23 protein-coding genes and 1 tRNA gene are annotated in these 23213 nt (G+C 63.8%); 5 read left to right on the forward strand and 19 right to left on the reverse strand.

Features of this window, described 5'->3' with window-relative positions; all coding sequences use genetic code 11:
* Positions 1-36: 36 nt before the first annotated feature.
* The 8 genes from HMPREF2690_RS06245 to HMPREF2690_RS06280 all read right to left on the reverse strand — a co-directional run bounded on the left by HMPREF2690_RS06245 (position 37) and on the right by HMPREF2690_RS06280 (position 8209).
* Entirely contained in the window at positions 37-819 is a 783-nt protein-coding gene (locus HMPREF2690_RS06245; RefSeq protein ID WP_070820431.1) for a putative hydro-lyase, read from the reverse strand.
* A 10-nt stretch (positions 820-829) separates the two neighbouring features.
* Entirely contained in the window at positions 830-1999 is a 1170-nt protein-coding gene (locus HMPREF2690_RS06250) for an NRAMP family divalent metal transporter (RefSeq protein WP_083320331.1), read from the reverse strand.
* A gap of 189 nt (positions 2000-2188) precedes the next feature.
* Positions 2189-2512 (reverse strand): putative quinol monooxygenase, encoded by a 324-nt coding sequence (locus HMPREF2690_RS06255; RefSeq protein ID WP_070820433.1) that lies wholly within the window; start codon positions 2510-2512, stop codon positions 2189-2191.
* Between the two features lie 20 nt (positions 2513-2532).
* The gene (locus tag HMPREF2690_RS06260) at positions 2533-4329 is read right to left on the reverse strand and encodes an ABC-F family ATP-binding cassette domain-containing protein (protein ID WP_070820434.1); all 1797 of its coding nucleotides are present in this window, start codon (positions 4327-4329) and stop codon (positions 2533-2535) included.
* A gap of 27 nt (positions 4330-4356) precedes the next feature.
* Entirely contained in the window at positions 4357-5301 is a 945-nt protein-coding gene (locus HMPREF2690_RS06265) for a 4-(cytidine 5'-diphospho)-2-C-methyl-D-erythritol kinase (RefSeq protein WP_070820435.1), read from the reverse strand.
* Positions 5294-6136 carry a 16S rRNA (adenine(1518)-N(6)/adenine(1519)-N(6))-dimethyltransferase RsmA gene (gene rsmA / locus HMPREF2690_RS06270; RefSeq protein WP_070820436.1) on the reverse strand — a complete coding sequence of 281 codons (843 nt, stop codon included), beginning with the start codon at positions 6134-6136 and terminating at the stop codon, positions 5294-5296. The genes HMPREF2690_RS06265 and rsmA overlap by 8 nt, the downstream gene beginning before the upstream one ends.
* Complete coding sequence (locus HMPREF2690_RS06275) at positions 6137-7276, reverse strand: resuscitation-promoting factor (RefSeq protein WP_070421408.1); 1140 nt, start codon at positions 7274-7276, stop codon at positions 6137-6139. It lies immediately after the preceding gene.
* A 96-nt stretch (positions 7277-7372) separates the two neighbouring features.
* A complete protein-coding gene (locus tag HMPREF2690_RS06280) occupies positions 7373-8209 on the reverse strand; it encodes a TatD family hydrolase (protein ID WP_070820437.1) in 837 nt (278 codons plus the stop codon).
* A gap of 12 nt (positions 8210-8221) precedes the next feature.
* Between HMPREF2690_RS06280 and HMPREF2690_RS06285 the strand changes: the two genes are divergently transcribed.
* Positions 8222-8614, forward strand: coding sequence for a DUF3806 domain-containing protein (locus tag HMPREF2690_RS06285; protein ID WP_070771642.1), 393 nt, complete (start codon positions 8222-8224; stop codon positions 8612-8614).
* 2 nt (positions 8615-8616) lie between these two features.
* Here the strand turns inward: HMPREF2690_RS06285 and metG are convergent, their stop codons facing one another.
* The 3 genes from metG to rsmI form a co-directional block, all read right to left on the reverse strand.
* A complete protein-coding gene (gene metG, locus HMPREF2690_RS06290; RefSeq protein ID WP_246819515.1) occupies positions 8617-10464 on the reverse strand; it encodes a methionine--tRNA ligase in 1848 nt (615 codons plus the stop codon).
* Positions 10465-10545: 81 nt separating this feature from the next.
* Positions 10546-12354 (reverse strand): BCCT family transporter, encoded by a 1809-nt coding sequence (locus HMPREF2690_RS06295; protein WP_083279308.1) that lies wholly within the window; start codon positions 12352-12354, stop codon positions 10546-10548.
* Positions 12355-12451: 97 nt separating this feature from the next.
* Positions 12452-13312: a 16S rRNA (cytidine(1402)-2'-O)-methyltransferase gene (gene rsmI / locus HMPREF2690_RS06300; protein WP_070820439.1), complete on the reverse strand. Its 861-nt coding sequence runs from the start codon at positions 13310-13312 to the stop codon at positions 12452-12454.
* Between the two features lie 40 nt (positions 13313-13352).
* On the opposite strand from rsmI, the gene HMPREF2690_RS06305 reads away from it, so the two are divergent.
* Complete coding sequence (locus tag HMPREF2690_RS06305) at positions 13353-14984, forward strand: dolichyl-phosphate-mannose--protein mannosyltransferase (protein WP_371326015.1); 1632 nt, start codon at positions 13353-13355, stop codon at positions 14982-14984.
* Positions 14985-14998: 14 nt separating this feature from the next.
* Here HMPREF2690_RS06305 and HMPREF2690_RS06310 read toward each other — a convergent pair whose 3' ends face one another.
* On the reverse strand, positions 14999-15634 hold the full coding sequence (locus HMPREF2690_RS06310; protein WP_070483668.1) for a zf-HC2 domain-containing protein: 636 nt from the start codon (positions 15632-15634) through the stop codon (positions 14999-15001).
* On the reverse strand, positions 15627-16034 hold the full coding sequence (locus tag HMPREF2690_RS06315; protein WP_070421414.1) for a DoxX family protein: 408 nt from the start codon (positions 16032-16034) through the stop codon (positions 15627-15629). Before HMPREF2690_RS06315 ends, HMPREF2690_RS06310 begins: the two co-directional genes overlap by 8 nt.
* Before the next feature lie 52 nt (positions 16035-16086).
* On the opposite strand from HMPREF2690_RS06315, the gene HMPREF2690_RS06320 reads away from it, so the two are divergent.
* A complete protein-coding gene (locus tag HMPREF2690_RS06320) occupies positions 16087-16716 on the forward strand; it encodes a DNA-3-methyladenine glycosylase I (RefSeq protein WP_246815441.1) in 630 nt (209 codons plus the stop codon).
* On the opposite strand, the gene HMPREF2690_RS06325 is transcribed toward HMPREF2690_RS06320, so the two are convergent.
* From HMPREF2690_RS06325 to HMPREF2690_RS06350, 6 genes are all read right to left on the reverse strand, one after another.
* A complete protein-coding gene (locus HMPREF2690_RS06325; RefSeq protein ID WP_349018364.1) occupies positions 16713-17321 on the reverse strand; it encodes a cation efflux transmembrane domain-containing protein in 609 nt (202 codons plus the stop codon). The two genes, HMPREF2690_RS06320 and HMPREF2690_RS06325, sit on opposite strands and share 4 nt — an antisense overlap.
* Positions 17322-17383: 62 nt before the next feature.
* Positions 17384-17456: transfer RNA gene (locus tag HMPREF2690_RS06330), tRNA-Ala, on the reverse strand.
* 75 nt (positions 17457-17531) lie between these two features.
* Entirely contained in the window at positions 17532-18821 is a 1290-nt protein-coding gene (gene glpR, locus HMPREF2690_RS06335) for a divisome protein SepX/GlpR (protein ID WP_070820441.1), read from the reverse strand.
* Positions 18822-18941: 120 nt separating this feature from the next.
* Entirely contained in the window at positions 18942-19580 is a 639-nt protein-coding gene (locus HMPREF2690_RS06340; protein ID WP_070421481.1) for a GNAT family N-acetyltransferase, read from the reverse strand.
* A gap of 10 nt (positions 19581-19590) precedes the next feature.
* Complete coding sequence (gene glp, locus HMPREF2690_RS06345) at positions 19591-20901, reverse strand: molybdotransferase-like divisome protein Glp (RefSeq protein ID WP_070421417.1); 1311 nt, start codon at positions 20899-20901, stop codon at positions 19591-19593.
* Positions 20902-20925: 24 nt separating this feature from the next.
* Positions 20926-21900 carry a UTP--glucose-1-phosphate uridylyltransferase gene (locus HMPREF2690_RS06350; protein WP_070820442.1) on the reverse strand — a complete coding sequence of 325 codons (975 nt, stop codon included), beginning with the start codon at positions 21898-21900 and terminating at the stop codon, positions 20926-20928.
* A gap of 57 nt (positions 21901-21957) precedes the next feature.
* Here HMPREF2690_RS06350 and HMPREF2690_RS06355 point away from each other — a divergent pair, with 57 nt between their 5' ends.
* Together HMPREF2690_RS06355 and HMPREF2690_RS06360 are read left to right on the forward strand one after the other, a co-directional pair.
* Complete coding sequence (locus HMPREF2690_RS06355; protein ID WP_070421419.1) at positions 21958-22551, forward strand: 5-formyltetrahydrofolate cyclo-ligase; 594 nt, start codon at positions 21958-21960, stop codon at positions 22549-22551.
* 35 nt (positions 22552-22586) lie between these two features.
* Positions 22587-23213, forward strand: coding sequence for an SAF domain-containing protein (locus tag HMPREF2690_RS06360; protein ID WP_070820443.1), 627 nt, complete (start codon positions 22587-22589; stop codon positions 23211-23213).

Here is a 23213-nt window from a genome sequence, read left to right on the forward strand (position 1 = left end):
CTGTGAAATTTGCGAATTCGCTCCTGTGGATAACCCCTAAGGCACCTGGTAGGCGAGGTCGCGGGCGTCGGTGACGAGCATCTTGCCCGGCGCGTGACAGATTGCCAGATCGGGCTTCGACGACATCACAATCGACTGCGGCGTGACCCCACACGCCCAGAACACCGGCACGGTCCCTGCCGGGATGTCCACGGCGGAGCCGAAGTCCGGCGAACCGAGATCAGCGATACCAATTGCGGCCGGATCCCCCACGTGCACGGGCGCACCATGCACGGCTGGGTAGCGCGACGTGATCCGCACCGCATCAGCCACCTGCGACGCAGGAATCGGCCGCATGGAGACGACCATCTTGCCGGAGAACACGCCGGCTGGCTCGCAGTCGATGTTGGTCATATACATCGGCACGTTGCGCCCCTGCTCGATGTGCGCCACGGGCACCCCGTTGTCCAGCAGGGCCGCCTCGAAGGTGAACGAGCAGCCGATAAGGAACGCGACGGTGTTGTCGGTCCAGTATTCGGTGGCGTTGAGGGGCTCGTCGATAAGCGAGCCGTCCTTGAACACGCGGTAGGCGGGAATGTCGGTGCGAATATCGCCACCCGCGAGTAGCGACGACTCCACCTGCCCCGGCTCCAACACCCCCAGGATCGGACACGGCTTCGGGTTGCGCTGCGCGAACAGCAAGAAATCGAATGCGTACTTCTTATCCAGCGCGATCAGGTTGGCTTGGGCGTAACCAGCGGAAAAGCCCGCCGTCGTCGGCACATCGGTGGTGCGGAACAACGCGCGGGCTTGCGCTGGGGTCATAGAGGCAGGCTGCATGCCCTTCAGACTACGCCCACAGTGTGGGCAAGGTGCTGATGGAGCTCCAACCCATCCAAGCGCAACCGACAAGCGTGATGGCGCCAAGGACCAGCATCCACATCGGCGGCTTGTAGCCACGCAGCAGGTCCTTGCGGAAGAAACCGACGTAGAGGACGACGGCGAAACCGATCGGCAGGATCAGACCGTTGAAGGCGCCTGCGAAGATGAGGAGCTTCTGCGGTGCAGAGCCAACGAACAGGTAGATAACGGTGGAGATGACGATGAAGCCGACCGTGAGCCAGCCGCGCTTCTTCGGGTCGAAACCCTGCTTGGTCAAAAACGAGATCGAGGTGAACGATGCGCCGATGACCGAGGACAGGCCCGCAGCCCACAGGACGAGGCCGAACATGCGACGGCCGATGTCGCCTGCGGCTTGGTAGAAGACGTCTGCGGCGGTGTTGTCCTTAGACAGAGCAACGCCCGTTGCGACGACACCCAGCACCGCGAGGAACAGCAGCACGCGCATGATGCCGGTGACGATGATGCCGGTGACCGAGGAGCGGGAGATGTAGTCGAGGTTTTCGGGGCCGGTGTGGCCGGCGTCGATAATCCTGTGCACGCCGGCGAACACGATGTAGCCGCCGACGGAACCGCCGATGAGTGTGGTGATCACCTTGAAGTCCACGGCGTCCGGGGCGACGGATTGGCGCATCGCCTCAGCCACTGGCGGGTTTGAGGAGATGGCGACGTAGAGCATGAGCAGGATCATCAGTGCGCCGAGGATGCCGACGAGGACGTCGAGGGCGGCACCCGCGCGCTTCCAGAGGAACACGCAGATGGCGATGATGGCGGAGATGGCGCCACCGATCTTCGGGTCGACGGTGTCGCCGGTAAGCGCTTGGACGCCGAGGCCGGTGCCGGCAATGTTGCCGATGTTAAAGACGAGTCCGCCGATGCCGACGAGGATGGCCAAAAACCAGCCGAGGCCCGGCAGTACGGCGTTGGCAAGTTCGCTGGCGCGCAGGCCGGAAACGCCGAGGATGCGCCAGACGTTCAATTGGATGACGATGTCCACGATGATGGACAGCAGGATGGCGAACGCGAACGCCGCGCCCATCTGGACCGTGAAGACGGAGGTTTGGGTGAGGAAGCCCGGCCCGATGGCGGAGGTGGCCATCAGGAAGATGGCGCCGACCATGGGGCCGATGCTGCGTGCCGCTGCTGGCGGCTTGGTGGGTACGTCGGCTGCGGTTGAGCCGCCGGTGTTGGGGTTTGGAGCGGTCACGGGGGCACTCCTTTCAATGACGGGAATGTGACGTGGGTGATATTAGGGCATAAAAGCGCCCTGGGTGACACCTCGTCACACGTCGTCACACCCGGGTTACCCCTAATTGACCTTGAATTCCGCCATCTTGTCCCATTCGGTTTTGCCTTCGATGAGGGTGTTGATGATGGTCGGGGTTTCCTTCAGGATCGTTGGGAAGAATTCCTGTGCTGCCTTGAAGTGGTCGGAGTTGACGTGGGCTTCGGCGGCGTCGTCGTGGAATGCTTCGATGAGCAGGTATTCGTCGGGGTTGTCTTCGTTGCGGTACCAGTCGAAGAAGATGTTGCCTTCTTCGGCGCGGGAGGCGTCGGTGAAGTCTTTGACCAGTTCGCGGAAGTTCTCGACGTGTTCGGGCAGGGGCTTGAATCGTACGTTGATCAGAATCATGCGCCCCACCCTACGCGGAGTTAGCTTTCAAGCTGCTCGCCGAGTTCGAGCCATTCCATTTCGAGTTCCTCGCGGGTGTCTTTGGCGGCGTTGAGTTCTTTGGTTTTGGCGCCGATGGCGTCGAAGTCGCCGGCCTCGGACAGTGCGGTGATCTCGGCTTCGAGTGCTTCTGCCCGCTCGCTTTCCTTCGCGATCTTGCGCTCCAGAGACTTCATCTGCTTTTGGATCTCGCGCTCTTCCTGCGAACTGAGACCCTTTTGCTTGTCGACGACCTCCTGCCCCCGGTCCCCCAAATCGAGCGGGCCTGCGTCTGTGGCTTCGGCGGCGCGGCGGTCCAGGTACTGCTGGATGCCGCCGGGCAGGTTGGTTAAGGTGCCGTCGCCGAACAGGGCGTAGGTGGTGTCCGCGATGCGTTCGATGAGGTAGCGGTCGTGGGAGATCACCACGAGCGTGCCTGGCCAGGAGTCGAGGAGGTTTTCTAACTCTTGGAGGGTGTCGATGTCGAGGTCGTTGGTGGGCTCGTCGAGAAGCAAGATGTTCGGCTCGGCCATGAGCACGCGCGTGAGTTGGAGGCGACGGCGTTCGCCGCCGGAGAGGTCGCGCACGGGGGTGCGTTGGCGTTTCGGGGAGAAGCCGAGGCGTTCGGCGAGTTGGGAGGCGGACATTTCGCGTTTGCCGAATTGGATGTAGGTGGCCACGTCTTCGACGGCGTCGATGACGCGGCGTTCCGGGTCGAGGTCGTCGAGTTCTTGGCGCAGCCAGCCGATGCGTGCGGTTTGGCCTTCGATGCGTTTACCGGCGGCGAGTGGGTATTCGCCGGCGAGGGTGCGCAGGAGGGTGGTTTTGCCGGAGCCGTTCACGCCGACAAGGCCGATGCGCTCTCCGGGTGCGAGGCGCCAGGTGAGGTGGTCGACGAGTGTGCGGCCGTCGGGGGCGTCGATGCGTGCGTCTTCGAGTTCGATGACGACACGGCCTTGGCGTTGCTTGGAAAACGCCATGAGTTCGACGGTGTCGCGCGGCGGCGGGACGTCTTTGATCAGGGCTTCTGCGGCTTCGATGCGGTAGCGCGGCTTCGATGTGCGTGCGGGTGCGCCGCGGCGTAGCCACGCGAGTTCCTTGCGGGCGAGGTTTTGGCGGCGCTGCTCGATGGCGTCGGCCTGGCGGGCACGTTCGGCGCGCGCGAAGGTCCAGTCGTTGTAGCCACCTTCGTAGACATCGACGGTGCCGTCGTGGACTTCCCAGGTCAGGGTGGCCACGGTGTCGAGGAACCAGCGATCGTGCGTGACGACGACCACCGCCACCTTGCGCGACAACAAATGGTCAGCGAGCCACTGCACGCCTTCGACGTCAAGGTGGTTGGTTGGCTCGTCGAGCACGACCAGGTCGAGGTCCTGCACGAGTGCCGCGGCGAGGTTCACGCGGCGACGCTCGCCACCAGAGAGGTTGCCTACCGGGGTGTCCAGGCCGAGCTCGGCCACGCCGGTGCCTTGAAGGACCTCGCGAACCTTGGCGTTCGAGGCCCACTCGTAGGTCTGCAGGCCGAGCGGTTCGACGACGGCTTGGCCGACGGTGAGGGTCTCGTCGAGGTCGAAACGCTGGGTGACCACTGCCATGCGCAGGCCCGAGTTGTGGGAGACGCGGCCCGCGTCGGGCGCTTCGATGCCGGTGAGCACTTCAAGCAGGGTGGTTTTGCCGCCGCCGTTGACGCCGACGATGCCGATGCGGTCGTTGGTTTGCACGCCGAGGGAGACACCGTCGAGCAGGGTTTTCAGCCCCCACGTTTTGGAGACGTTTTCAAGGTTGATCAGGTTAGCCATATCGGGTGCATAGTCTACGCACCCTGCCTAATCGGCGGTCTCGAGCACCGCGCCGTGGTCGGGTCCTTCGGCGACGAAGATCTCGTAGCCCTCGAATCGCTCCGCCAAGTGTTCGGCGACCCATTGGGCGTGCTCGAGGCTTTCGCACAGCACCGCGACCGTGGGCCCGGAGCCGGACACCATGGCGCGCAGGCCTGCTTCGTTGGCAGCGTCGATAAGCCGCTTGAGTTGCGGGCGCATCGACAGCGCTGCCGCGTCGAGGTCGTTGTGCAGCGCCTCTGCCACCCGCGCCGCGTCGCCCGAGGTCAACGCCTGGGACAGGCCTGCGGTGTTGAGGTGTGGGACGAGGGCTGGGTTGCCGTGACGCAGGTCGTCGAGAAGCGAAAATGCTCCGCCGGTGGAAATACCCACCTTGGGGTTGACGAACACCCAGTTCAAACGGCCGCGCGACAGCATTTCGACGAGTTCATCTCCCCGGCCGGTGCCGAGTGCTGTGCCGCCCATGAGCGAAAATGGCACGTCAGCGCCGAGCGACGCTGCCAACTCGTGCAACGTCTCAGCCGTAAGCGGCTCGCCGTGATCAGCCACGAGCGCGTTCGCGGCGACCAGTGCAGCGGCAGCGTCGGCGGAACCGCCCGCCATCCCGCCAGCGACGAAGACGTGCTTGGCCACCTCGATGTGGACCTCCGGAAGGGCGATCCCGGCACGCTCAGCAACTGCGTTGACCGCGCGCCACGCCAGGTTGGTTGGCCCGTCGATGCTCTCTTCCGGCTCGTCGACGTAAAACGTGGTCCGCATGGAGCGCACGATGGGGCCCTCGGTGAGCGTGTCGGAGGCGACGAGCGTGACCACTTCGCGGCGGTCCACGGCGTGGAAGACGCTGACCAGGTCGTGATAGCCGTCGGCGCGGGCCTCCCCTACTCCGAGGTGGAGGTTGACCTTGCCTGGTGCGGAGGCGACGTACTTACGCATGGCCTAACTGTACAAAGTCGGCCACGGTAAGTTTTTCACCACGCAGGCCTGGGTCGATTCCCGCTGCGCGCAAAGCTGCTTCGGCGTTTGCGGGCGAGCCGTAGATGCCCGCGAGTGTGGAGCGAAGCGTCTTGCGGCGTTGCGCGAAGGCGGCGTCCACGATCGGGAAGATACGCTCGCGCAGTTCGCGCGGGTTGTCGTCGTTGACGTCGATGCGCACGAGCCCAGATTCGATGTTCGGGGCCGGCCAGAAGACGTGTTTGCCGATGGTGCCGGCGCGCGAGACGTCCCCGTAGAACGCGGCCTTCACACTGGGCACGCCGTAGATCTTGGAGCCTGGCACGGCAGCGAGGCGGTCGGCGACTTCTTTTTGCACCATGACCAGCACGCGCTTGATTGTGGGGAACTCCTCCAGCAGGTGCAACAGCACTGGCACGGAGACGTTGTACGGCAGGTTGGCTACCAGCGCTGTCGGTTCGACGTCGAGGTCGTCGCGGCGCACCTTCAGCGCGTCGGTGGTGATCACGGTGAGGCGCTCGGCGTACTCGGGCGCACGCGCCTGAACGGTTGCCGGCAGCCGTCCCGCGAGACGTGGGTCGATTTCAAGCGCGACGACCCGCGAGACCGTATCGACGAGTCCGAGCGTGAGTGATCCCAGGCCTGGGCCGACCTCCACGACGACGTCGTCAGGCGAAAGCTCTGCGGCGCCGACGATCATGCGCACGGTGTTCGGGTCGTGCAGAAAGTTCTGCCCCAGCTTCTTTGTGGGCGTGACGTCGAGTTCTGCCGCGAGTTCGCGGATCTCGGCCGGGCCGAGCAGTTGCGCGCCGGCCATTTAGCGCAGGCCCAGACGGGCGGTGCAGGCAGGCCATGCGCCCCAACCTTGGGCGGCCTGGGTGCGCTCGGCGATGGCGATCTGCTGTTCGCGGGTGGCCAGGTCGGCGGTCGGCGCGAAGGCGGTGCCGCCGTAGGCTGCCCAGGTGCCCGGGTTGAACTGCAGGCCACCGTGGTAGCCGTTGCCGGTGTTGATGGACCAGTTGCCGCCGGATTCGCAGGCTGCGATCGCATCCCAGACGGAACCGTTAGCCACGGCAGGGGCTGCCGCGCCGGTGTTGCCCGTCTGCTTGGTGCCACGCGCGATGACGGCGGGCTTGCCCTTCTTGGTTTCCTTCTCCTCGGCAACGCCTTCGGATTCGACAACACCGTTGACGGTCACGGTGCGGTGGATGATCTGCTTTTCGCCCTGCACGCCTTCTTCGCGGACTTCTTCGGTGCCTTCGTCGAGGGTGTCGTCGTCAATGTATTCGGCGGGTTCTTCCACCGCGACGGTCTCTGGGCGGTCGATGGTGTTGACGCGGTCGAGGACGATTTCCATGCCGGGCACGATGGCATCGGCGAGCGCATGGTTCAAACGGTCGTCGCTATCGAAGGTGACGCCACGCGCCGACAGCAGGTCGCCGACGGTTTTGGCGGCGGCGGAGACGTAGGTGAGGTTGCCGCCGTCGCGAAGTGCCACGATCTTCGGGGTGGTCACGTCCACGTTGAGGCCTTCGGTGACCGTCTCGTCGCGGTCGATGTCCACGCCCGCGGCGGAGGTAACGCCGGCTTCCTCGAGCAGTTCGCCGACGGTACTGGCGGTCGAGGTGATCTGCTGGGCAACACCGTCGACGACAACGGCGACCGGCTTGGCGGTGCGCACGGTGACGGTATCGCCACGCGAGATCTTCTCCCCCGGCGCTGGGTAGACAAGGTCCTGCGGGTCAACGTCAACGCCCGCGGACTGCAGTACGCCTGCGACGTCGGCGGCGTAGGTGCGGACGTTGGTTTCCTCACCGTTGACATCCACGGTGATTTGCTTCTGGGAGGCCAGCGCGGTGCCCGCGCCACCGACGAGCACGGCGCCGGCGACAGTGCCGACGGCGACGCGTTTTGCGGCGGAGTTCTTCGGGTTGATCCGCTTGATCTGACGAGACATTCGCGCTTCCTCCGAGGGGTTAACGTAAAGCAACTTCGGTAACAATACGGTAACGCCCGCCGGGACACAAGGACCGACGCGCACTAATGTTCCAGGTCACACCCCGTAGACGCGTGAAAACGTCTCACTGATATCACGTGCCACATCGGCCACATCCATGTCGCGGACTTCGGCCAATACCTTCGCGGTGTGGCCGATAAGCGATGGCTCGTTGCGCGCGCCGCGGAACGGCTCCGGCGTCATGTACGGCGCGTCCGTCTCCACCAACAACTGGCCGGCAGGTGCCAAGCGGGCGGCTTCGCGCAGTTCCTCGTTGCGCTTGAACGTGACGTTGCCGGCGAAGCTCAGCACGTAGCCACGCTCGATCGCCTCGCGTGCAACGTCCAGTGGCGAGGAGAAGCAGTGCAAAATGACGTGTTCGGGGCGCGGGGCGTCGTCGAGAATCCGCATCATCTCCTCGTCGCCTTCGCGGTTGTGGATCATCAGCGCCTTGCCCGACTCGCAGGCCAGGTCGATGTGCCAGCGAAACGCTTCCTCCTGCACCTCCAGGGGTGCGGTGCGCTCCGCGTCGTGTTTGAGCCAGTACGTATCGATGCCGGTCTCCCCCACCGCCACGCAACGCGCGTCGGCGGCCATGGTCTGTAGGCGGGCACGCGCGTCGTCGTCAAGTTCATGCGCCCTGGTCGGATGGATCGCGCACGCGGCAAACACGCGCTCGTTGAGATGTGCGGCCTGAAGCGCAAGCTCCGCTTCGTCGAGGCCATCGCCGACAGTGCAGATGCGCTCGACCCCGGCAGCTACGGCACGCTGGACAAACGCGTCGATCTCTTCCGCGGTGCGCGCCCCGCAGGACGCGAGGTGCGTGTGTGCATCGACAAGACCTTCGATCGGTTCGGCGGGCACGGGAGTGGGACGTGGCTTCTTTTTGCTCATACGATGCACCCTATGGCATTTGAAGACATTGACTCAGCCACCCGCACCCAAATTGAGGCCGACCTGGCAGAAGCCGCCGGGCGTGGCATCAACGGTTCCCCGGCGGATATCGTCGCCTCGTTCGAGGAGGAACTTGCCGATTACCTGGCGCTTCCCCGCGATGTGCAGCGTGCATTTCCTCGCGGCGAAACCGCCCGCATCTACGGCACCGCACTCGGCGAGGCGCTCGTGCGGGAGGGCTTTTCTTGGCAATTGCTTATCGACGACTACGGCACCGATCTTGTCGTCGTCAAAAATCCCGGCGGCGCGGACGAGAAATACACCGCCCCGCTCGTCGTTGTAGACCAGCGCTTTGAAGACGAAGAACCCGGCAAACTCACCGGGTTCCTCAACCAGTTTCTCTAGGACTACTTCTGCACCGGCGCCCACTCTGGGCCGGTCTCGCCGAGTTCAGGATCGAGCTTGGCAATCAGCGGCTGCGGCTTAGCCAATTCGGTGCCCGGGGTGACCTCCACGCGCTGCCACACGGCCTGCTGCTGGGTGTAGTCACCGGTGATGGTCAGGTACTTCTGGCCCTTCTCCGGAAGGCCGACGCCGACGAGGTCGAAGTCGGCGTCGTCGACAATCTCCTCGATGCGCGGCTCGGCAGCCCACACACCACTGCGACCGAGGGTCTCGTGGACCTTCTGGGCGGTGTGCGGCAGGAACGGGGTGAGCATGGCGTTGCAGTCCGACACCACCTGCAGCGCGGTCCACAGCACGGTGGCCAGACGCTCACGCTGGGACTCGTCCTTAGCCAGCTTCCACGGCTCCTGCTCGGCGATGTAGGCGTTCGCTTCACCAACGACGTGCATGATCTTGGTGATCGCGTTCTTGAACCGAGCCTCGCTCAGGTCCGCACCGGCGGTAGCAAAGGTTTCTTCCGCAAGGTTCAGAATGCGCTCATCGGACGCTTCCAGCGGGCCCGGCGCGGGCACCTGGCCGAAGTTCTTGTGCGCCATGGACACGGTGCGGTTGACCAGGTTGCCCCAGCCGTTGGCCAGCTCGTTGTTCACGCGACGGACGAACTCGTCCCAGGTGAAGTCGGTGTCATTGTTCTCCGGGCCTGCGACTGCGATGAAGTAGCGCAGCGGGTCCGGGCCGAACTCCTTGAGGAAGTCCTTGACGTAAATGACCACGCCCTTCGACGAGGAGAACTTCGAGCCCGACATGGTGAGGAACTCAGAAGAGACAACCTCGGTGGGCAGGTTGAGCTCGCCAAGACTGTGTACCTCGCCGCCCTTGGAGCCCTTGCCCGCGTAGCCAAGCAGCTCCGCCGGCCAGATCTGGGAGTGGAAGGTGATGTTGTCCTTGCCCATGAAGTAGTAGCCCTCGGTGGCTGGGTCCTGCCAGAAGTCCTTCCAAGCTTCCGGCTTGCCAATGTTGTGGGCCCACTCGATGGAGGCAGACAAGTAACCGACGACGGCGTCGAACCAGACGTAGAGCTTCTTCGACGGGTTGTCCTGCCAGCCCTCTACTGGGATCGGGATGCCCCAGTCGATGTCGCGGGTCATGGCGCGCGGACGCATGTCCTCGAGCAGGTTCAGGGAGAACTTCAACACATTCGGGCGCCAGTCCTCGCGGGTGGACAGCCACGCCTCGAGTGCGTCGTGGAGCGACGGCAGGTCGAGCATGTAGTGCTCAGTCTCGACGAACTCCGGGGCCTCGCCATTGATCTTGGACACCGGGTTGATCAGGTCTGCCGGGTCCAGCTGGTTGCCGCAGGTGTCGCACTGGTCACCGCGGGCATCGGTTGCGCCACAGATTGGGCAGGTGCCCTCGATGTAGCGGTCCGGCAGTGTGCGGCCCGTCGACGGGGAGATCGCACCCTTGGTGGTTTCCTTCACCATGTAGCCGTTAGCGTCCAACCCGCGGAACAGTTCTTGGACCACCGCGTAGTGGTTGCGGGTGGTGGTGCGGGTAAACAGGTCGTAGGACAGGCCAAGGCCTGCGAGGTCTTCCACGATCTGCTTGTTGTAGCGGTCCGCCAATTCCTTGACGCTGACGCCTTCCTTATCCGCCTGGACCAACAGCGGGGTGCCGTGTTCGTCGGTGCCGGAGACCATAAGCACGTTCTTGCCGGACATTCGCTGGTAGCGGGCGAAGACATCGGACGGGACGCCGAAGCCGGCGACGTGTCCGATGTGGCGCGGGCCGTTTGCGTACGGCCAGGCCACACACACAAGAACGTTCTGGGTGGAATCAGCAGCAGTCATGGCTCCCAGCATAAGTTATGGCCCCGCTAAGCAATGAAACTGCTCCGCGGGGCCAGCAACGAAGGTGCGAAACGCTACGCGTTAGTTCTTCGCGCGCGGCTTCAGCATCTTCTTCATTTGCTCGCGACGTGCGTCGAGTTGCGCTTGGTCGCGGTGCATGCGGCGCTCGATAGCCAGCTGGCGGGCGAAGCGCTCGTGTTCCTTCTTATCCAGGTAAATGGTGTCGTTGGACATGTCCTTCACAATCGCGAACATGAGCGCGATAAGGATGAACAGGAACGGTGTTGCGGCCACGATGGTGACGGACTGCAGAGAGTTCAGCGCGTCAGCACCACCGGAGATCAGCAGGGTCAGACCGACGAATGCGGTAGCCACGCCCCACATAGCGGCCAGCCACGGCTTGGCTTCGGTCTTGCCGGACTGGGTCATGGACGCCATCACGGTCGAGGCCGAGTCTGCGGAGGTAATAAAGAAGGTACCCAGCAGCAACAGGGCGAACACGCCGACAACGTAGCCGCCCGGCAGGGCGTGCAGCAGGTTGAACAGCTGTTCCTCGTTGGAGCCGCCGCCGACGATGGACTGGCCATCCTGCTCCATCTTGATGGCGGTGCCGCCGAAGATGGCGAACCATACGGTGGACAGGCCAGCCGGGACGAGCAGGACGCCGAGGCAGAACTCGCGCACGGTGCGGCCGCGGGAGATGCGAGCCAGGAACGTACCGACGAACGGCGACCAGGAGATCCACCACGCCCAGTAGAAGATGGTCCAGCCGGAGAGGAAGTCACCAGCCTGGCCGTCGGAGCTCTCTGCGGTGCGGGCTGCCATTTCGAAGAAGTTCTGCAGGTAGTTACCAAATGCGGTCGGCAGCATGTTCAGCTGCGCAACGGTCGGGCCGAAGACAAAGACGAAGATCGCCAGGATCGCGGCGATGACCATGTTGGCGTTAGACAGCCACTGGATGCCCTTGGACACGCCCGACATTGCGGACAGCAGGAACGCCAGGGTCAACACGGAGACAATACCGATAGTCAGCTTGGTGGATGGGTTGTCCACGAAGCCGGACGCCTCCAGGCCGGAGCTGATCTGCAGCGCGCCAAGGCCCAGGGAGCAGGCGGTGCCGAAGATGGTGGCGAACACAGCGAACGCATCAATGAGACGACCGAGCCAGCCGTCAGCACCCTTCTGTCCGATCAGCGGGATGAAAGCGCTCGACAGCAGCTGCTTGCGGCCAAGGCGGAACGTCGAATACGCAATGGCCAGGCCGAGAATGGCGTACACAGCCCACGGGTGCAGCGTCCAGTGGAACATGGTCTGTGCCATGGCAGCGCCTACTTCACGTTCGTTGTGGCCGGGTACGCCGTCGAGGTACATCGCCAGTGGTTCTGCGGCGCCGTAGAACATCAGGCCGATGCCCATGCCGGCGGCGAACATCATGGCGATCCATGACGTGGTCTTAAATTCTGGTCGCTCGTCTGCGGTGCCGAGGCGAATGGTGCCGAAGTTCGACGCCGCAATCACGATGACAAAAATGACAAAAATGGTGCCGCCGAGGACGAATGCCCAGCCCAGGTTGTCAATCACCCAGGTGAAGGCGGCATCGGCGAAGTTGGAAAAGCTGTCGGGGGCAGCCAGGCCCCAGCCGACAATTGCCGCGACAATAATGGCCAACGGAATGACAATGCCCCAGTTCACTGGGGCATCTTCTGCATCCGCGGCACGCTCCATGCGCTCTTCCGGGTCGACGTAGTCCGTCGCAACGCCGTCGCGGTCGGCGTCGAGCAGCGCAGCAAGTTCGCTGGCTGCAGAAGTTTCTTGGGGTGCGTATTGATCAGTGCTCTGCGTCTCCGCATCGGGATCGTGTGGATCCCTTTGTGAGTCTCGCTGAGACATACGGTTACTCCTTTGAAGTTTTCAGGTGTTTAAAAGTGCCCAAGCAGGCTAACGTAAATAACACCTTTGTGCTAACCGAGTTGTCGCGAGAACTTACTCAACCGCGCGCAGCGAGCGCGGCATCATACAGGTCCCCTACTTTCACGCCGTGCGCTTTGGCGACCTGTTTCGCAGCGTCCTTCATACGCTCGCCCTTTTCGACGAGCTCAAGCACCTTCCCCACCACATCTTCCGCTTCCGGCTGCTTCGGCTCCCCGCCTTCGATCACAAGCGTGATCTCCCCGCGCACGCCGTCCGCGGCCCACTCGGCAAGTTCCGCTAGGGTGCCGCGCTTGACCTCTTCGTAGGTTTTGGTCAGCTCCCGGCACACCGCGGCGCGGCGTGTACCGCCGAGGACGTCGGCGGCGTCGTCAAGCAACTGCGCGATGCGGTGCGGGGATTCGAAGCAGCAGACGGCGCGGCGCTCGTCGATAAGAGTTTCCAGCCAGGCCCGGCGCGCACCGGCCTTGCGGGGCACGAAGCCGTCGAAGATGAAGTGGCCGACGTTGAGCCCGGACAGCGCAAGTGCCGTGGTTACCGCAGACGGGCCCGGGATACAGGTCACGGGGATGCCGGCATCGTGGGCGGCGGCGACGATCGAATGCCCTGGGTCGGAAACAATCGGCATGCCGGCATCCGTGACGACGAGGACGGTGCCGGTGCGGGCGGCGTCGAGAAGCTCACGCGAACGCGCGTCCTCATTGTGGTCGAAGTTGGACACCACGCGCCCGGTGATCTCCACACCGAGTGCCGCAGCCAGCGCGCGGGTGCGACGCGTATCCTCCGCGGCGACGATATCGGCCTGACCAAGGGCTTGCACGAGCCGTGGAGAGGCGTCCCCGATGTTGCCCAGCGGTGTGGCGGCGAGCACCACTCCGGTAGCTGGGAACTGGGTTTCACGATCATGCTCGGCGGACATAAGCCTGAAGCATACGCGTCAGGCGCTAGTATCTTCGTCCGTGACCACTATCGCGAGCACTTCCAACGCCACCCCGGCGCCAGACGAACCAGGCGCGGCGCGCAAAGTCCGCCCGAGCCGACCGGCCCCCACCGCACCCGTATCGGTGCCGTGGACGCGCCGCGACACCATCGCCGCCAGCGTGATCGGTGTCCTCGCGCTGTTTACCAGGTTCCTGGGGCTGACCCAGCCAACCAGTTCCGGCACCCCGGTCTTCGACGAGAAGCACTACGTGCCGCAGGGCTGGGACATGGTGCGTAGCTCCTTTAACCCCGTGCTCGGCGGCATTGAGTCGAACCCGGGCTACGGTCTTGTCGTGCACCCGCCGCTGGGCAAGCAGCTGCTGGCGCTCGGCGAAACCATCTTCGGCTACACGCCTTTGGGTTGGCGCATCATCACCGCACTGTTTGGCACCGCGGTGATCGTGTTCGTGTTCCTCATCGCGCGCCGCGTGAGCCAGTCCACCTCTATCGGTGTGGTCGCGGGCATCATCGCACTTTTCGACGGCGTCCTGCTCGTCGCCGCCAAATTCGGCATGCTGGATATCTTCCAGGTCCTGTTTATCGTCATTGCCGCCTGGACGCTCGCCGGCGACATGCGCGAGGTACACCACCGCTGGCACGATGCCTGGCTGGCCGGCAAGTTGGACGGCACCGGCCCGTTCGGCCCACGGATGGGCTTCCGCTGGTGGCGCTTCGCCACCGGTGTCGCCCTTGGTCTTGCGCTGTCGGTGAAGTGGTCAGGCCTGTACTACATCATGTTCTTCGGCCTGTTGTCGTCGTTCTGGGACCTCTACCTGCGCCGCCGCTACGGCGTGGAAAAGCCGGTCGCTGGCACCTTGCTTCGCGACGTCCCAGCTGCACTCGCCTCGATCGTGCTCATCCCAGCACTGCTTTACATCTGGTCCTGGCGCGCCTGGTTCGCCTCTGAGACCTCTGTGTACCGCCACTCGCTTGCAGACGGCACCATCGCCGGCTCCGACTGGCCCTGGCTGACAAACCTGCCCGATTCCGTCGCTGGCTGGCTGTACTACCACTTCTCCGTCCTGAACTTCCACGCATCCCTGACGTCCTCGAGTGGCCACTCGCACCCGTGGGATTCCAAGCCGTGGGCATGGCTCGTCTCTGCGCGCCCGATCCTCTACTACTCCGCCACTGACTTGGAGTGCAAGGTCGCCCCGGGTGATGGCACCTGCCGCGAGATGATTTACATGTTCGGCACCCCTGCCATCTGGTGGCTCACCGTGCCAGTCCTGCTCTGGGCGTGCTGGGTCTGGCTGACCCGCAAGGACTTCCGCGTCATCGTTCCGGTGATCGCCTTCGCCGCCGGTTTCCTCCCGTGGCTGGCTGCATTCGACCGTCAGATGTATTTCTTCTACGCCACCGCACTGGTGCCGTTTACGGCGGTGCTGCTTGCGCTGGCGGTGGGCAACCTTTCGAAGAAGGGCGGACCCGTGACGTGGGGGTGGGTCAACAAGGTCGCAGGCTTTGAGATGCGCTGGGGTCAACTCGCTGCCGTGGTCTACATCGCCTTGGTCGCGGCAAGCTTCTTCTACTGGTCCCCGATCTTCTACGGCCTGCGCATCCCGGATTCCTACTACGAATCCCTCATGTGGCTGCCGAGCTGGAAATAACCAGCTGGAAATAACTACAACGGGTTGGCGCCGAGAATGCGCCACGCTCGGCGCACTTCCCCGCCGCGGTCCGCGAACCACGTCCACACCAGCGCGATCACGCTGACAAACGGGATGAATACCGCGGCGGGTTCAAACTCACCCGCGCCAAGGACCGCGTCGCGCACCGCGAAGCCGACCGTGAAGGTGAACATCGACCCCACGATCAGCAGCACGCCCGGGATCTGACGCGGCTTCCACGCCGTAAACGCCAGCGCGAGCGCCACACCGAGGCGTACAGACGCGCTAGACGCCACCACCGGCTCTTCCCCACCCGCAACGATGAGGCTGATGGCCCACAGCACCCACGCCACCGCCATGGCGAAAAGCAGAGTGCGCCCGATGGCAAGGCCGAAAGCGCGCCGTTGCGAGAGCTTGCGCCATTCGTCGTCCACGCTTGCCAGGATCACCTCTGACAGATCCTGCGGCGGGGCCATCGCGGGACGCTCCTGCGGCACGAACTCATGGGAGAGCACCAGGGCCTGGTCGAGGAAGGCCTGGCACTCATCACAGCTCGCCAGGTGTGCGTCGACGACGGCGTCGTCGAGACCGGCCGGTTCGCCGTCGATACGCGCAGACAGCGCTGCCTGAACTTCCTCGTGGCTAAGCACGCGTTAACACCCCATCCAAACTCGCACGACCGGTGCCGAACACGATGATGATAAACAACGCCGCAGCTAGCACCAGCGGGTACTCGATCCCGGCGTTTTCCACGAAGAACCCGTTATCCAGGTGCACGAAATACCCCGCGGCGAGCACGAGCAGCGTCAGCACCGACGCGACGATCGTAGTGAGCAGCCCCACTGCCAAAAACGCCCCACCGATAAGTTCAGCGGTACCAGTCAGGTATGCGGACAGTTGTGGCTGCGGCACCCCGAGTGCCGCGAAATCGCGCCCGGTTTGCGCCATGCCGGTGTCAAACCAGTGTTGAAACCCGCGGGCGACAAATACGGTGCCGAGGACAAGACGCAAAAGGAGCAGCGCAAAGTCACGTACGGCAGGCCTATTCATGCCAATGAGCGTACCCGTGGAACCGAATGGGGTAGAAACGAGTCCAATAGTTATGAGTGAAAACAAGATGAACGAAACTGACCAACTTCCAGACGCCGCAGGATGGCCCGTCGTCGGCGAAGACGGCCGTGCGCGCCCGCCATGGGCCGCAACCGATCCCCTGCTGCGCGACTACTACGACGCAGAGTGGGGCGACCCCGTACGCGACGAGCGGGGCATGTTTGAACGCGTCTGCCTCGAGGGCTTCCAGGTGGGCTTGTCGTGGCGGTTGATCCTGCAAAAGCGCGATGCGTTCCGCGACGCCTTCGCAAACTTCGACCCGGAGGTGGTCGCGGGCATGAGCATTGAGCATTTGCTTGACGACGACACCTTGATCCGCAACCGCCGCAAACTCCAAGCCGCCGTGACCAACGCCAAGGCAACACTTGCCCTGCGCGAGGAGGGCACGCACCTGGGCGAGTTCATCTGGTCCTACAAGCCGGAAACAACCCCTGCCCCGCGCACGATGGCGGAAGTCCCGACACAATCCGACGAGTCTGCACAGTTAGCCAAGGATCTGAAGAAGCGGGGGTTCACCTTCGTCGGACCGGTGACCATGTACGCGCTGATGGAGTCCACCGGCATCTTGGACACGAACCTCATCGGCACGTGGAAGCGTGGCAGATCCGGAGTGTGGGACTAGTCGTCGTCCATTTCGGCGAAGGCGTCCTCGACCGAGTCGTACTCCTCGCGGGAGGCCTCCCACACTTCCTTCGCCGCCGAAAAGTTCACCGCAGCGATGATCGCGCCGACGATGATGTCGAACCACGCGGTGTGCCACACGAAGGTCAGCAATCCCGCGACGATGATGAGCACGTTGGCCAACGCGTCGTTGCGTGCCGCGAGCCACGCGCCGGTGGCAAGCGACGAGCCTTCGTCGCGCAGCCGCAGCAGGATCACGGCACAGATCAGGTTGACCGCCAGCGCGCCGAGCGCAACACCGGTCAGCCCTTCCGGTGAGGGTGGCTCTGGGTTCAAAATCTTGACCACCACAGTCACCACGGCTGCCACCGCCGGGATCAAGATCAGGGCGGCGAGGACACTGCCGGCAGCGCGTCGCCTCGAAGCAGGCCATGCAACCGCAACAAACACGAGCAGGTTGATAGCGGTGTCTTCGAGGAAGTCGGCCGAGTCCGCAAACAATGATGCGGAACCAATCGTTATCGCAGCGACGAACTCAACGAAGAAGTACGCGAGGTTCAGCAGCGCAACGATGAGCACTGCGCGGCGAATCTTCTGCGCGGACACTGTGACCAATCCTTTCCATAGCGAAAGCCCCGCACGATCGTTCTATCGTGCGGGGCGGAAAGTGGAGCTAAGGGGAATCGAACCCCTGACCTTCGCATTGCGAACGCGACGCTCTACCAACTGAGCTATAGCCCCTCAAGGGCGCCTCTTGAAGGCGATTGCCACGTTACTCCTGCAACCCGATGTGGTTAAATCGCCTGGTTATAAGCACTAGCTGGCGCGTGCAGCGAAGCGGTCGCGGATATCGCGGTAGTCGGCCCGGTCGTGGTCGCCTTCTGGCGGAGTGAAGCGAGAAACGGGCAGTGCGTCGAAGTCGGGGCTGTCGTCGTCAAGATCCAGGATCACCGAGCCCGAGTAGCGACGAGCAACGCGCTCGCGCGAGTTGGCCTCATCACCCAGAGCGACACCCAGGCGCGCGCGACGCAGCTGGCGGAGACGACGCTGGTGCAGTGCGCGCTCCTGCAGCACGGTGTGGCGCAGTGCGATCATGTACCACGCGGTCAGGCCGAGCGCGACGATGTTGAGCGCCCACACCCAGCCACCGGCGACGAACGCGGCTACAAACGTGATCACACACGCTGCAAGCAGACCGAGCAGCGTGCGCTGGCGGCGCTGCTGGCGCGTGGCCTTGGCTGCTTGCTCGCGCTGTGGGTCGTAGCCACCGCGGCCACGACGCGACGCCGCAAATGCGATGTCTGCCTCGTCGACGATATCGTTTTCGGCCGCGTCTTCAGCGTCTGTGTCTGCGTCTGCGTCTGCGTCTGCGTCCACAGCATCCTCAGCGTCGACGGCCTCGACAGCGTCCGGGTTGTCCTCTGCGTCCTCCGCACCTTCAGCGTCAGCGACCTCAGCCTCAGCGCCTGTGTCCGTGTCTGCGTCTGTGACGGTGTCTGCGGTGGCGTAGCCCAGGTCCGCCGGCGAGGTGTACGTCTCGTCGAGCTCGTAGAGGTCTTCCTCGACAGCTTCTTCAGCGGTGTGTTCAGCGCCTTCTTCGTTCTGGACGAGCACAGAGATTGCGGTCGAGCCGCCAGCCTCTGCGGCGACAACACTGGCGGTCTCAGCAGATTCAGCGGTCTCGACAGATTCCTCAGACTCGGCGGGTGCAGCCTCGTCCTGGGATTCAGCGTCAGCCTCGTCGGCGACGTGCTCGATAACTTCGCCATCGACGGTGTTGTCGTCCTGGGCAGCGTCTTCGGCCTGTGCGGATTTGAAGAGGCGCAGGTTCGGGGCGTCGTCGATAAGCACCTGCTCCTCCTCGGCGACAGCCTCGACAACCTCGTAATCGTCATCTGCGTCGTCGTGGCGGTGGATGTCAGCCTGGGTCAGCTTCGGGCGACGGCGGGTTGCCATGGGGGCGTCGCCACCTTTGTGCAGCACGCGCGTCTCTTCGTAGCCCTCACCGGAGCGGCGAATCGGCTTGTTATTCCCCACCGCCAACGGCGCGAGCACGATCACCCACACGATGAGGATCAAAACGATCAATAAGCTCGAGCTGCCCATCACAGACCTTTCCGCAACTACATGCACCCAATAGACACTTCACGCCACGGTATCGGCACAACCGACACTCGGCGGGTTGGCGCGCCGTGGTCACAGAAAGGAATTCAAAAACCAGACAACCTAGACAAGCCGACCCGCGCGGCGGAGCCGTTGCACCGCGGTCGTGGGATAGTCGTCGATATTGATGGCGACGAAGTGATGGTCACGCCACTGCCCGTCGATGTGCAGGTTGCGTCGCAAATAGCCTTCCTCCACAAAGCCGTTGGTGCGCAGCACCTTGCCAGAGGCAGGATTGCCCGGCAGATACGTCGCCGTCACACGGTGCAGACCCACGCGCCCGAAGGCGTGATCCACGCCGAGTGCACACGCCGCCGACGCGACCCCGCGACCCATATACGGCGAATGCACCCAGTAGCCGATCCAACATTCGGAGACGATCCCGTGCTGGATGTTGCCCAACGTCACTTGGCCGGCAAACGCGCCGTCGACCTCGATGACCATCGGCACCACCGTGCCCTGCTGCGCCATGCGTTTGAGGTTGAGCCACGAGTTGCGCCACGCTGCATGCGAGTGGGCGTCCTCCCAGGTGCCGTCCACTGTGGGCTCGACAGGCGCGAGCCATTGCCTATCGACGACGCGCGTCTCACACCAATCCGCCCCATCACTACCGCGCAGCGGACGCAACTGCACACGCGCACCGTCCGGCAGCCCGACGGCAGGGGTCAGTTCTGGCCAGCCCGGTGTGGGCGGGCGAAACATGGCAAACACGCTAGCTGCGCTGCCGGATGAACTCGACGTCCACCTCGTCGCCCGGGCGCACGTGGGTGGCACCCTCTGGCAAGTGGATCATGGCGTTGGCCTCCGCAAACCCAGCCAGCAAGTGGGTCGGGCCGGCGTCGAGCACGCTCAGCGGCTCCACGAGGTACTCGCCGGTCTCGCTGTCTCGCATGAGGCGGGCGCGAATGTAGCCCCGACGACCGTCGATGGACTCCATCGGACGCAACGAACGCGCACGCACCGTCTGACGCGTGATCGTCGGCGCCCCGAGGGCACGGCGGATGAGTGGCCGGACGATGGTCTCCGTAATCACCAGAGCGCTCACCGGATTCGAGGGCAAGAGGAACACTGGGATCCTCTCCTCCCCCAGCACGCCGAAGCCCTGAACGGAGCCAGGGTGCATGGCAACGCGGGTGGTGTCGATCTGCCCCATCTCGCGCAGGATCTCCTGGATCGCCGCAGCACCGGAGCCACCGACGGCGCCGGTGATGATGATGCACTCGCTCTTATCCACGTAACCGGCGATGGTCTCGCGCATGCGGCGCGGCTCCGCGTTGATGATGCCCGCGCGTTGCACCTCAGCGCCAGCCTCTTCAGCAGCGGCAGCCACAGCGTAGGAAGCGATGTCGAAGACTTGACCCAAACCGGGGTCGCGCTCCAAATCGACGAGTTCCAGACCGTAGCTCATCACCGTCACTCGCGGGCGCGGGTAAACGAGCACCTTGTCGCGACCGGCCGCAGCAGCCAGCCCCACCTGCGCGGGACCGAAGATGGTGCCCTGGCGCACGGCAACGTCGCCGGGCTGGATATCGTCGCCGGCCTTGCGCACAAAGTCACCGGTGCGCACGGGGCGCAGCGGAGTCACGCGCTTGCGGCCGCGGTCGGTCCACTCCAGCGGCAACACAGCATCAGCCAGGGTGGGCAGTGGTGCGCCCGTGGCCACACGCACCGCCTGGCGCGGTTGGAGGCGCAGCGGCTTCTGAGATCCGGCGGGCACCTCACCGACGACCGGCAGCGCACGATCGGGCGCCGGGCGCGGGGCCTTCTGCTCTTCGGCGTCCGCTTCGGACTCATCCTCGGCGCCAGCTGCTGGTCGCCTGCGCAGACCTGCGGTACCGCCGACGTCGACGGCGCGAACCGCAAACCCGTCGATGGCAGCCTGAGCAAAACCGGGAACCTGGCGGGTGGCGGCGATTTCCTCCGCGCACCGCAGCCCGAGGGCATCAGTGAGTGCGACGCGGATGGGCTCCGGCGCAACGGCAGCATCAATCACCGCTGCAAGCTGCTCCTCAACGCTGCGCATGGATGTACCCGCCTTACTTTCGCCTTAGTTTGTCAGTTCGGGGTGTTCTGCTTCGTATTCGGTGATGATCTTCTTCAACGCCGTGTACAACGCCGGCCCGTACTTTTCGTCGTGCAGACCAAAGTCCACATTCGCCGGAATATAACCACCCGGGTTGCCCAGGTCATGGCGCTTGCCCTCATGAACCACCACATGCACCGGGTGGCCTTCAGAGATCATCAACTCAATGGCATCAGTTAACTGCAGCTCGCCGCCCTTACCCGGGGTAATACGACGCAGCGCATCAAAAATGCCACAATCCAACAAATACCGGCCAGTAGCCACAAGCGTCGACGGCGCATCCTCCACAGCAGGCTTTTCCACCATGCCACGCACCTTCAACACCTCGATGCCATCAAAGGACTCCCCCGCATCCTCAACATCAAACACGCCGTAGTTAAACACCTCTTCACGCGAGACGTTAAACGCGCACAGCACAGACCCACCGAGGCGATTGCGCACTTCGACCATCTTGTCCATCACCCCCATCGGCAGCACAAGATCATCCGGCAACATGACGGCCACGGCATCTTCGTCGTCGTCAAGCGCCTGCTCCGCACACCCCACAGCATGACCCAGGCCGAGGGGCTGATCCTGCTCAACCGCAACAGCCTGAATCAGCTCGCCAGCACGAGCAACCTTTTCAGCCTGCTCTTCCTTGCCGCGCGCGACCATGAGATCCTGCAACTCGGCAAAGTCACCGAAGTGGCGCATGATCTCTTCCTTATTCGGCGCCACCACCACCGCCAAACGCTGCGCACCACAGGCCGCAGCCTCCTGGGCGATCAACTCAATGCCCGGAGTGTCCACCACCGGCAGCAACTCCTTCGGCACAGTCTTCGTCGCCGGCAAAAAACGCGTCCCCATACCAGCAGCAGGAACAACAACCGTCTTCAGCGAAAACGCGTTGCCGTCCGTGGCAGCCGGGGCCGCAGCAGTGTGGTCAGTAGAATTCCGCATAAGTCATGAGCTTAACCTGACGCCCCTGTAAACCCGGTGAGCGACCCAAGGAGTTCCGTGTCTCAATCCACACCAGCCGTCAATGCAAAAGATGCTTTACGACGAGCCCACCTCTCCACCCGGCGCGAATTAGCCGCAGACACTGCACGTAAGCAGTCACTTGACGACGCGATTGTGTCGCACACACTGGCGTGTTTGCGTGAGACGAATGCGGTGGGGACCAACATCGCGGCCTACAACCCGTTGGCTACTGAGCCGGGCCCAGCCGATTTCGCGACACGTCTTACCGGGCCCGCCCGCACGGTGTTCTTGCCAATCTCGCTCAGCAGCGGCGAGCTGGCGTGGTCCCCAGCCGCAGCCGACGACGCCGGTGCAACCGGTGCACTCGGAGTCGTCGAGCCCACCGGCGCACGATTCACCTCCCAGGTGTTGCGCTCGTGCGGGTTGATCGTCGCGCCGGCACTCGCGGTGGACCGAGGCGGGATGCGCCTAGGTAAAGGCAAAGGCTATTACGACCGTGCGCTTGCAGGACTCAACGTACCGGTGGCCGCGGTGGTCTACGACGCGGACATCGTGGACGCCGTGCCTTGCGACGACCACGACCAACCCGTGGACTACATCATCACCCCAAGCGGATTTTTTAGGGTCTGAGGGAACCGGGGTAGCGCAGGGTCCGTCAGATACCTATGGACCTTCACGCACAGTTCGCACAGTTGCGCACGCCCGGATACCGCCGGTCTGTCATCATTCGCCGCATCGTTGCGGTGGTTCTTGTCATCGCCGCGGCGTTGCACGTCATCGTCGGTGTGTCACGCGATGATCCAGCGGTGGTTGTCTTTGCCCGTGAGGTTGCGCCCGGCACCACGCTTACCGGCGAGGACGTGGCCCTGCGGCGACTTCCAGCTGACGCAGTACCGCAGGGGGCACTGTCTGATCTCGCGCTGGCGGAGGGCCAACTTCTTGCCGCGGCGGCATCAGCTGGTGAGGTGTTGACCTCCACACGCCTTGTCGGACCGGATCTCACCGCAACCTTGGTTGCGGAGGAACCACCCGGCGAAGAGTTCTCTCTGGTGCCGGTTCCGGTCGCGGAATCAGACATCATTCCGCTGCTGCATCACGGTGCACGGGTGGACGTGATCGCACAAGGGCCGCGCACTGTCGCGACTGGCGGGCGCGTGGTTACTTCAGGTGAGAAAGGTACAGTTCTTGTGCTATTTCGGCAGTCTCAAGCAGAAGCCGTTGCTGCAGCCTCGTTGGATGGCCCATTGACCTTACTTTTGAGTCGTCATATACAACCGCCTAGTATTCCCTAA

The sequence above is a fragment of the Corynebacterium sp. HMSC034E11 genome (genome assembly GCF_001835905.1).
GTDB lineage: Bacteria > Actinomycetota > Actinomycetes > Mycobacteriales > Mycobacteriaceae > Corynebacterium > Corynebacterium coyleae.

What these genes read in the sequence shown, in the direction of transcription:
- HMPREF2690_RS06245 (WP_070820431.1), bottom strand. Translation starts at nt 819, where the DNA reads ATGCAGCCTGCCTCTATGACCCCAGCGCAAGCCCGCGCGTTGTTCCGC.
- HMPREF2690_RS06250 (WP_083320331.1), bottom strand. Translation starts at nt 1,999, where the DNA reads ATGGTCGGCGCCATCTTCCTGATGGCCACCTCCGCCATCGGGCCGGGC.
- HMPREF2690_RS06255 (WP_070820433.1), bottom strand. Translation starts at nt 2,512, where the DNA reads ATGATTCTGATCAACGTACGATTCAAGCCCCTGCCCGAACACGTCGAG.
- HMPREF2690_RS06260 (WP_070820434.1), bottom strand. Translation starts at nt 4,329, where the DNA reads ATGGCTAACCTGATCAACCTTGAAAACGTCTCCAAAACGTGGGGGCTG.
- HMPREF2690_RS06265 (WP_070820435.1), bottom strand. Translation starts at nt 5,301, where the DNA reads ATGCGTAAGTACGTCGCCTCCGCACCAGGCAAGGTCAACCTCCACCTC.
- rsmA (WP_070820436.1), bottom strand. Translation starts at nt 6,136, where the DNA reads ATGGCCGGCGCGCAACTGCTCGGCCCGGCCGAGATCCGCGAACTCGCG.
- HMPREF2690_RS06275 (WP_070421408.1), bottom strand. Translation starts at nt 7,276, where the DNA reads ATGTCTCGTCAGATCAAGCGGATCAACCCGAAGAACTCCGCCGCAAAA.
- HMPREF2690_RS06280 (WP_070820437.1), bottom strand. Translation starts at nt 8,209, where the DNA reads ATGAGCAAAAAGAAGCCACGTCCCACTCCCGTGCCCGCCGAACCGATC.
- HMPREF2690_RS06285 (WP_070771642.1), top strand. Translation starts at nt 8,222, where the DNA reads ATGGCATTTGAAGACATTGACTCAGCCACCCGCACCCAAATTGAGGCC.
- metG (WP_246819515.1), bottom strand. Translation starts at nt 10,464, where the DNA reads ATGACTGCTGCTGATTCCACCCAGAACGTTCTTGTGTGTGTGGCCTGG.
- HMPREF2690_RS06295 (WP_083279308.1), bottom strand. Translation starts at nt 12,354, where the DNA reads ATGTCTCAGCGAGACTCACAAAGGGATCCACACGATCCCGATGCGGAG.
- rsmI (WP_070820439.1), bottom strand. Translation starts at nt 13,312, where the DNA reads ATGTCCGCCGAGCATGATCGTGAAACCCAGTTCCCAGCTACCGGAGTG.
- HMPREF2690_RS06315 (WP_070421414.1), bottom strand. Translation starts at nt 16,034, where the DNA reads ATGAATAGGCCTGCCGTACGTGACTTTGCGCTGCTCCTTTTGCGTCTT.
- HMPREF2690_RS06320 (WP_246815441.1), top strand. Translation starts at nt 16,087, where the DNA reads ATGAGTGAAAACAAGATGAACGAAACTGACCAACTTCCAGACGCCGCA.
- glpR (WP_070820441.1), bottom strand. Translation starts at nt 18,821, where the DNA reads ATGGGCAGCTCGAGCTTATTGATCGTTTTGATCCTCATCGTGTGGGTG.
- HMPREF2690_RS06340 (WP_070421481.1), bottom strand. Translation starts at nt 19,580, where the DNA reads ATGTTTCGCCCGCCCACACCGGGCTGGCCAGAACTGACCCCTGCCGTC.
- glp (WP_070421417.1), bottom strand. Translation starts at nt 20,901, where the DNA reads ATGCGCAGCGTTGAGGAGCAGCTTGCAGCGGTGATTGATGCTGCCGTT.
- HMPREF2690_RS06350 (WP_070820442.1), bottom strand. Translation starts at nt 21,900, where the DNA reads ATGCGGAATTCTACTGACCACACTGCTGCGGCCCCGGCTGCCACGGAC.
- HMPREF2690_RS06360 (WP_070820443.1), top strand. Translation starts at nt 22,587, where the DNA reads ATGGACCTTCACGCACAGTTCGCACAGTTGCGCACGCCCGGATACCGC.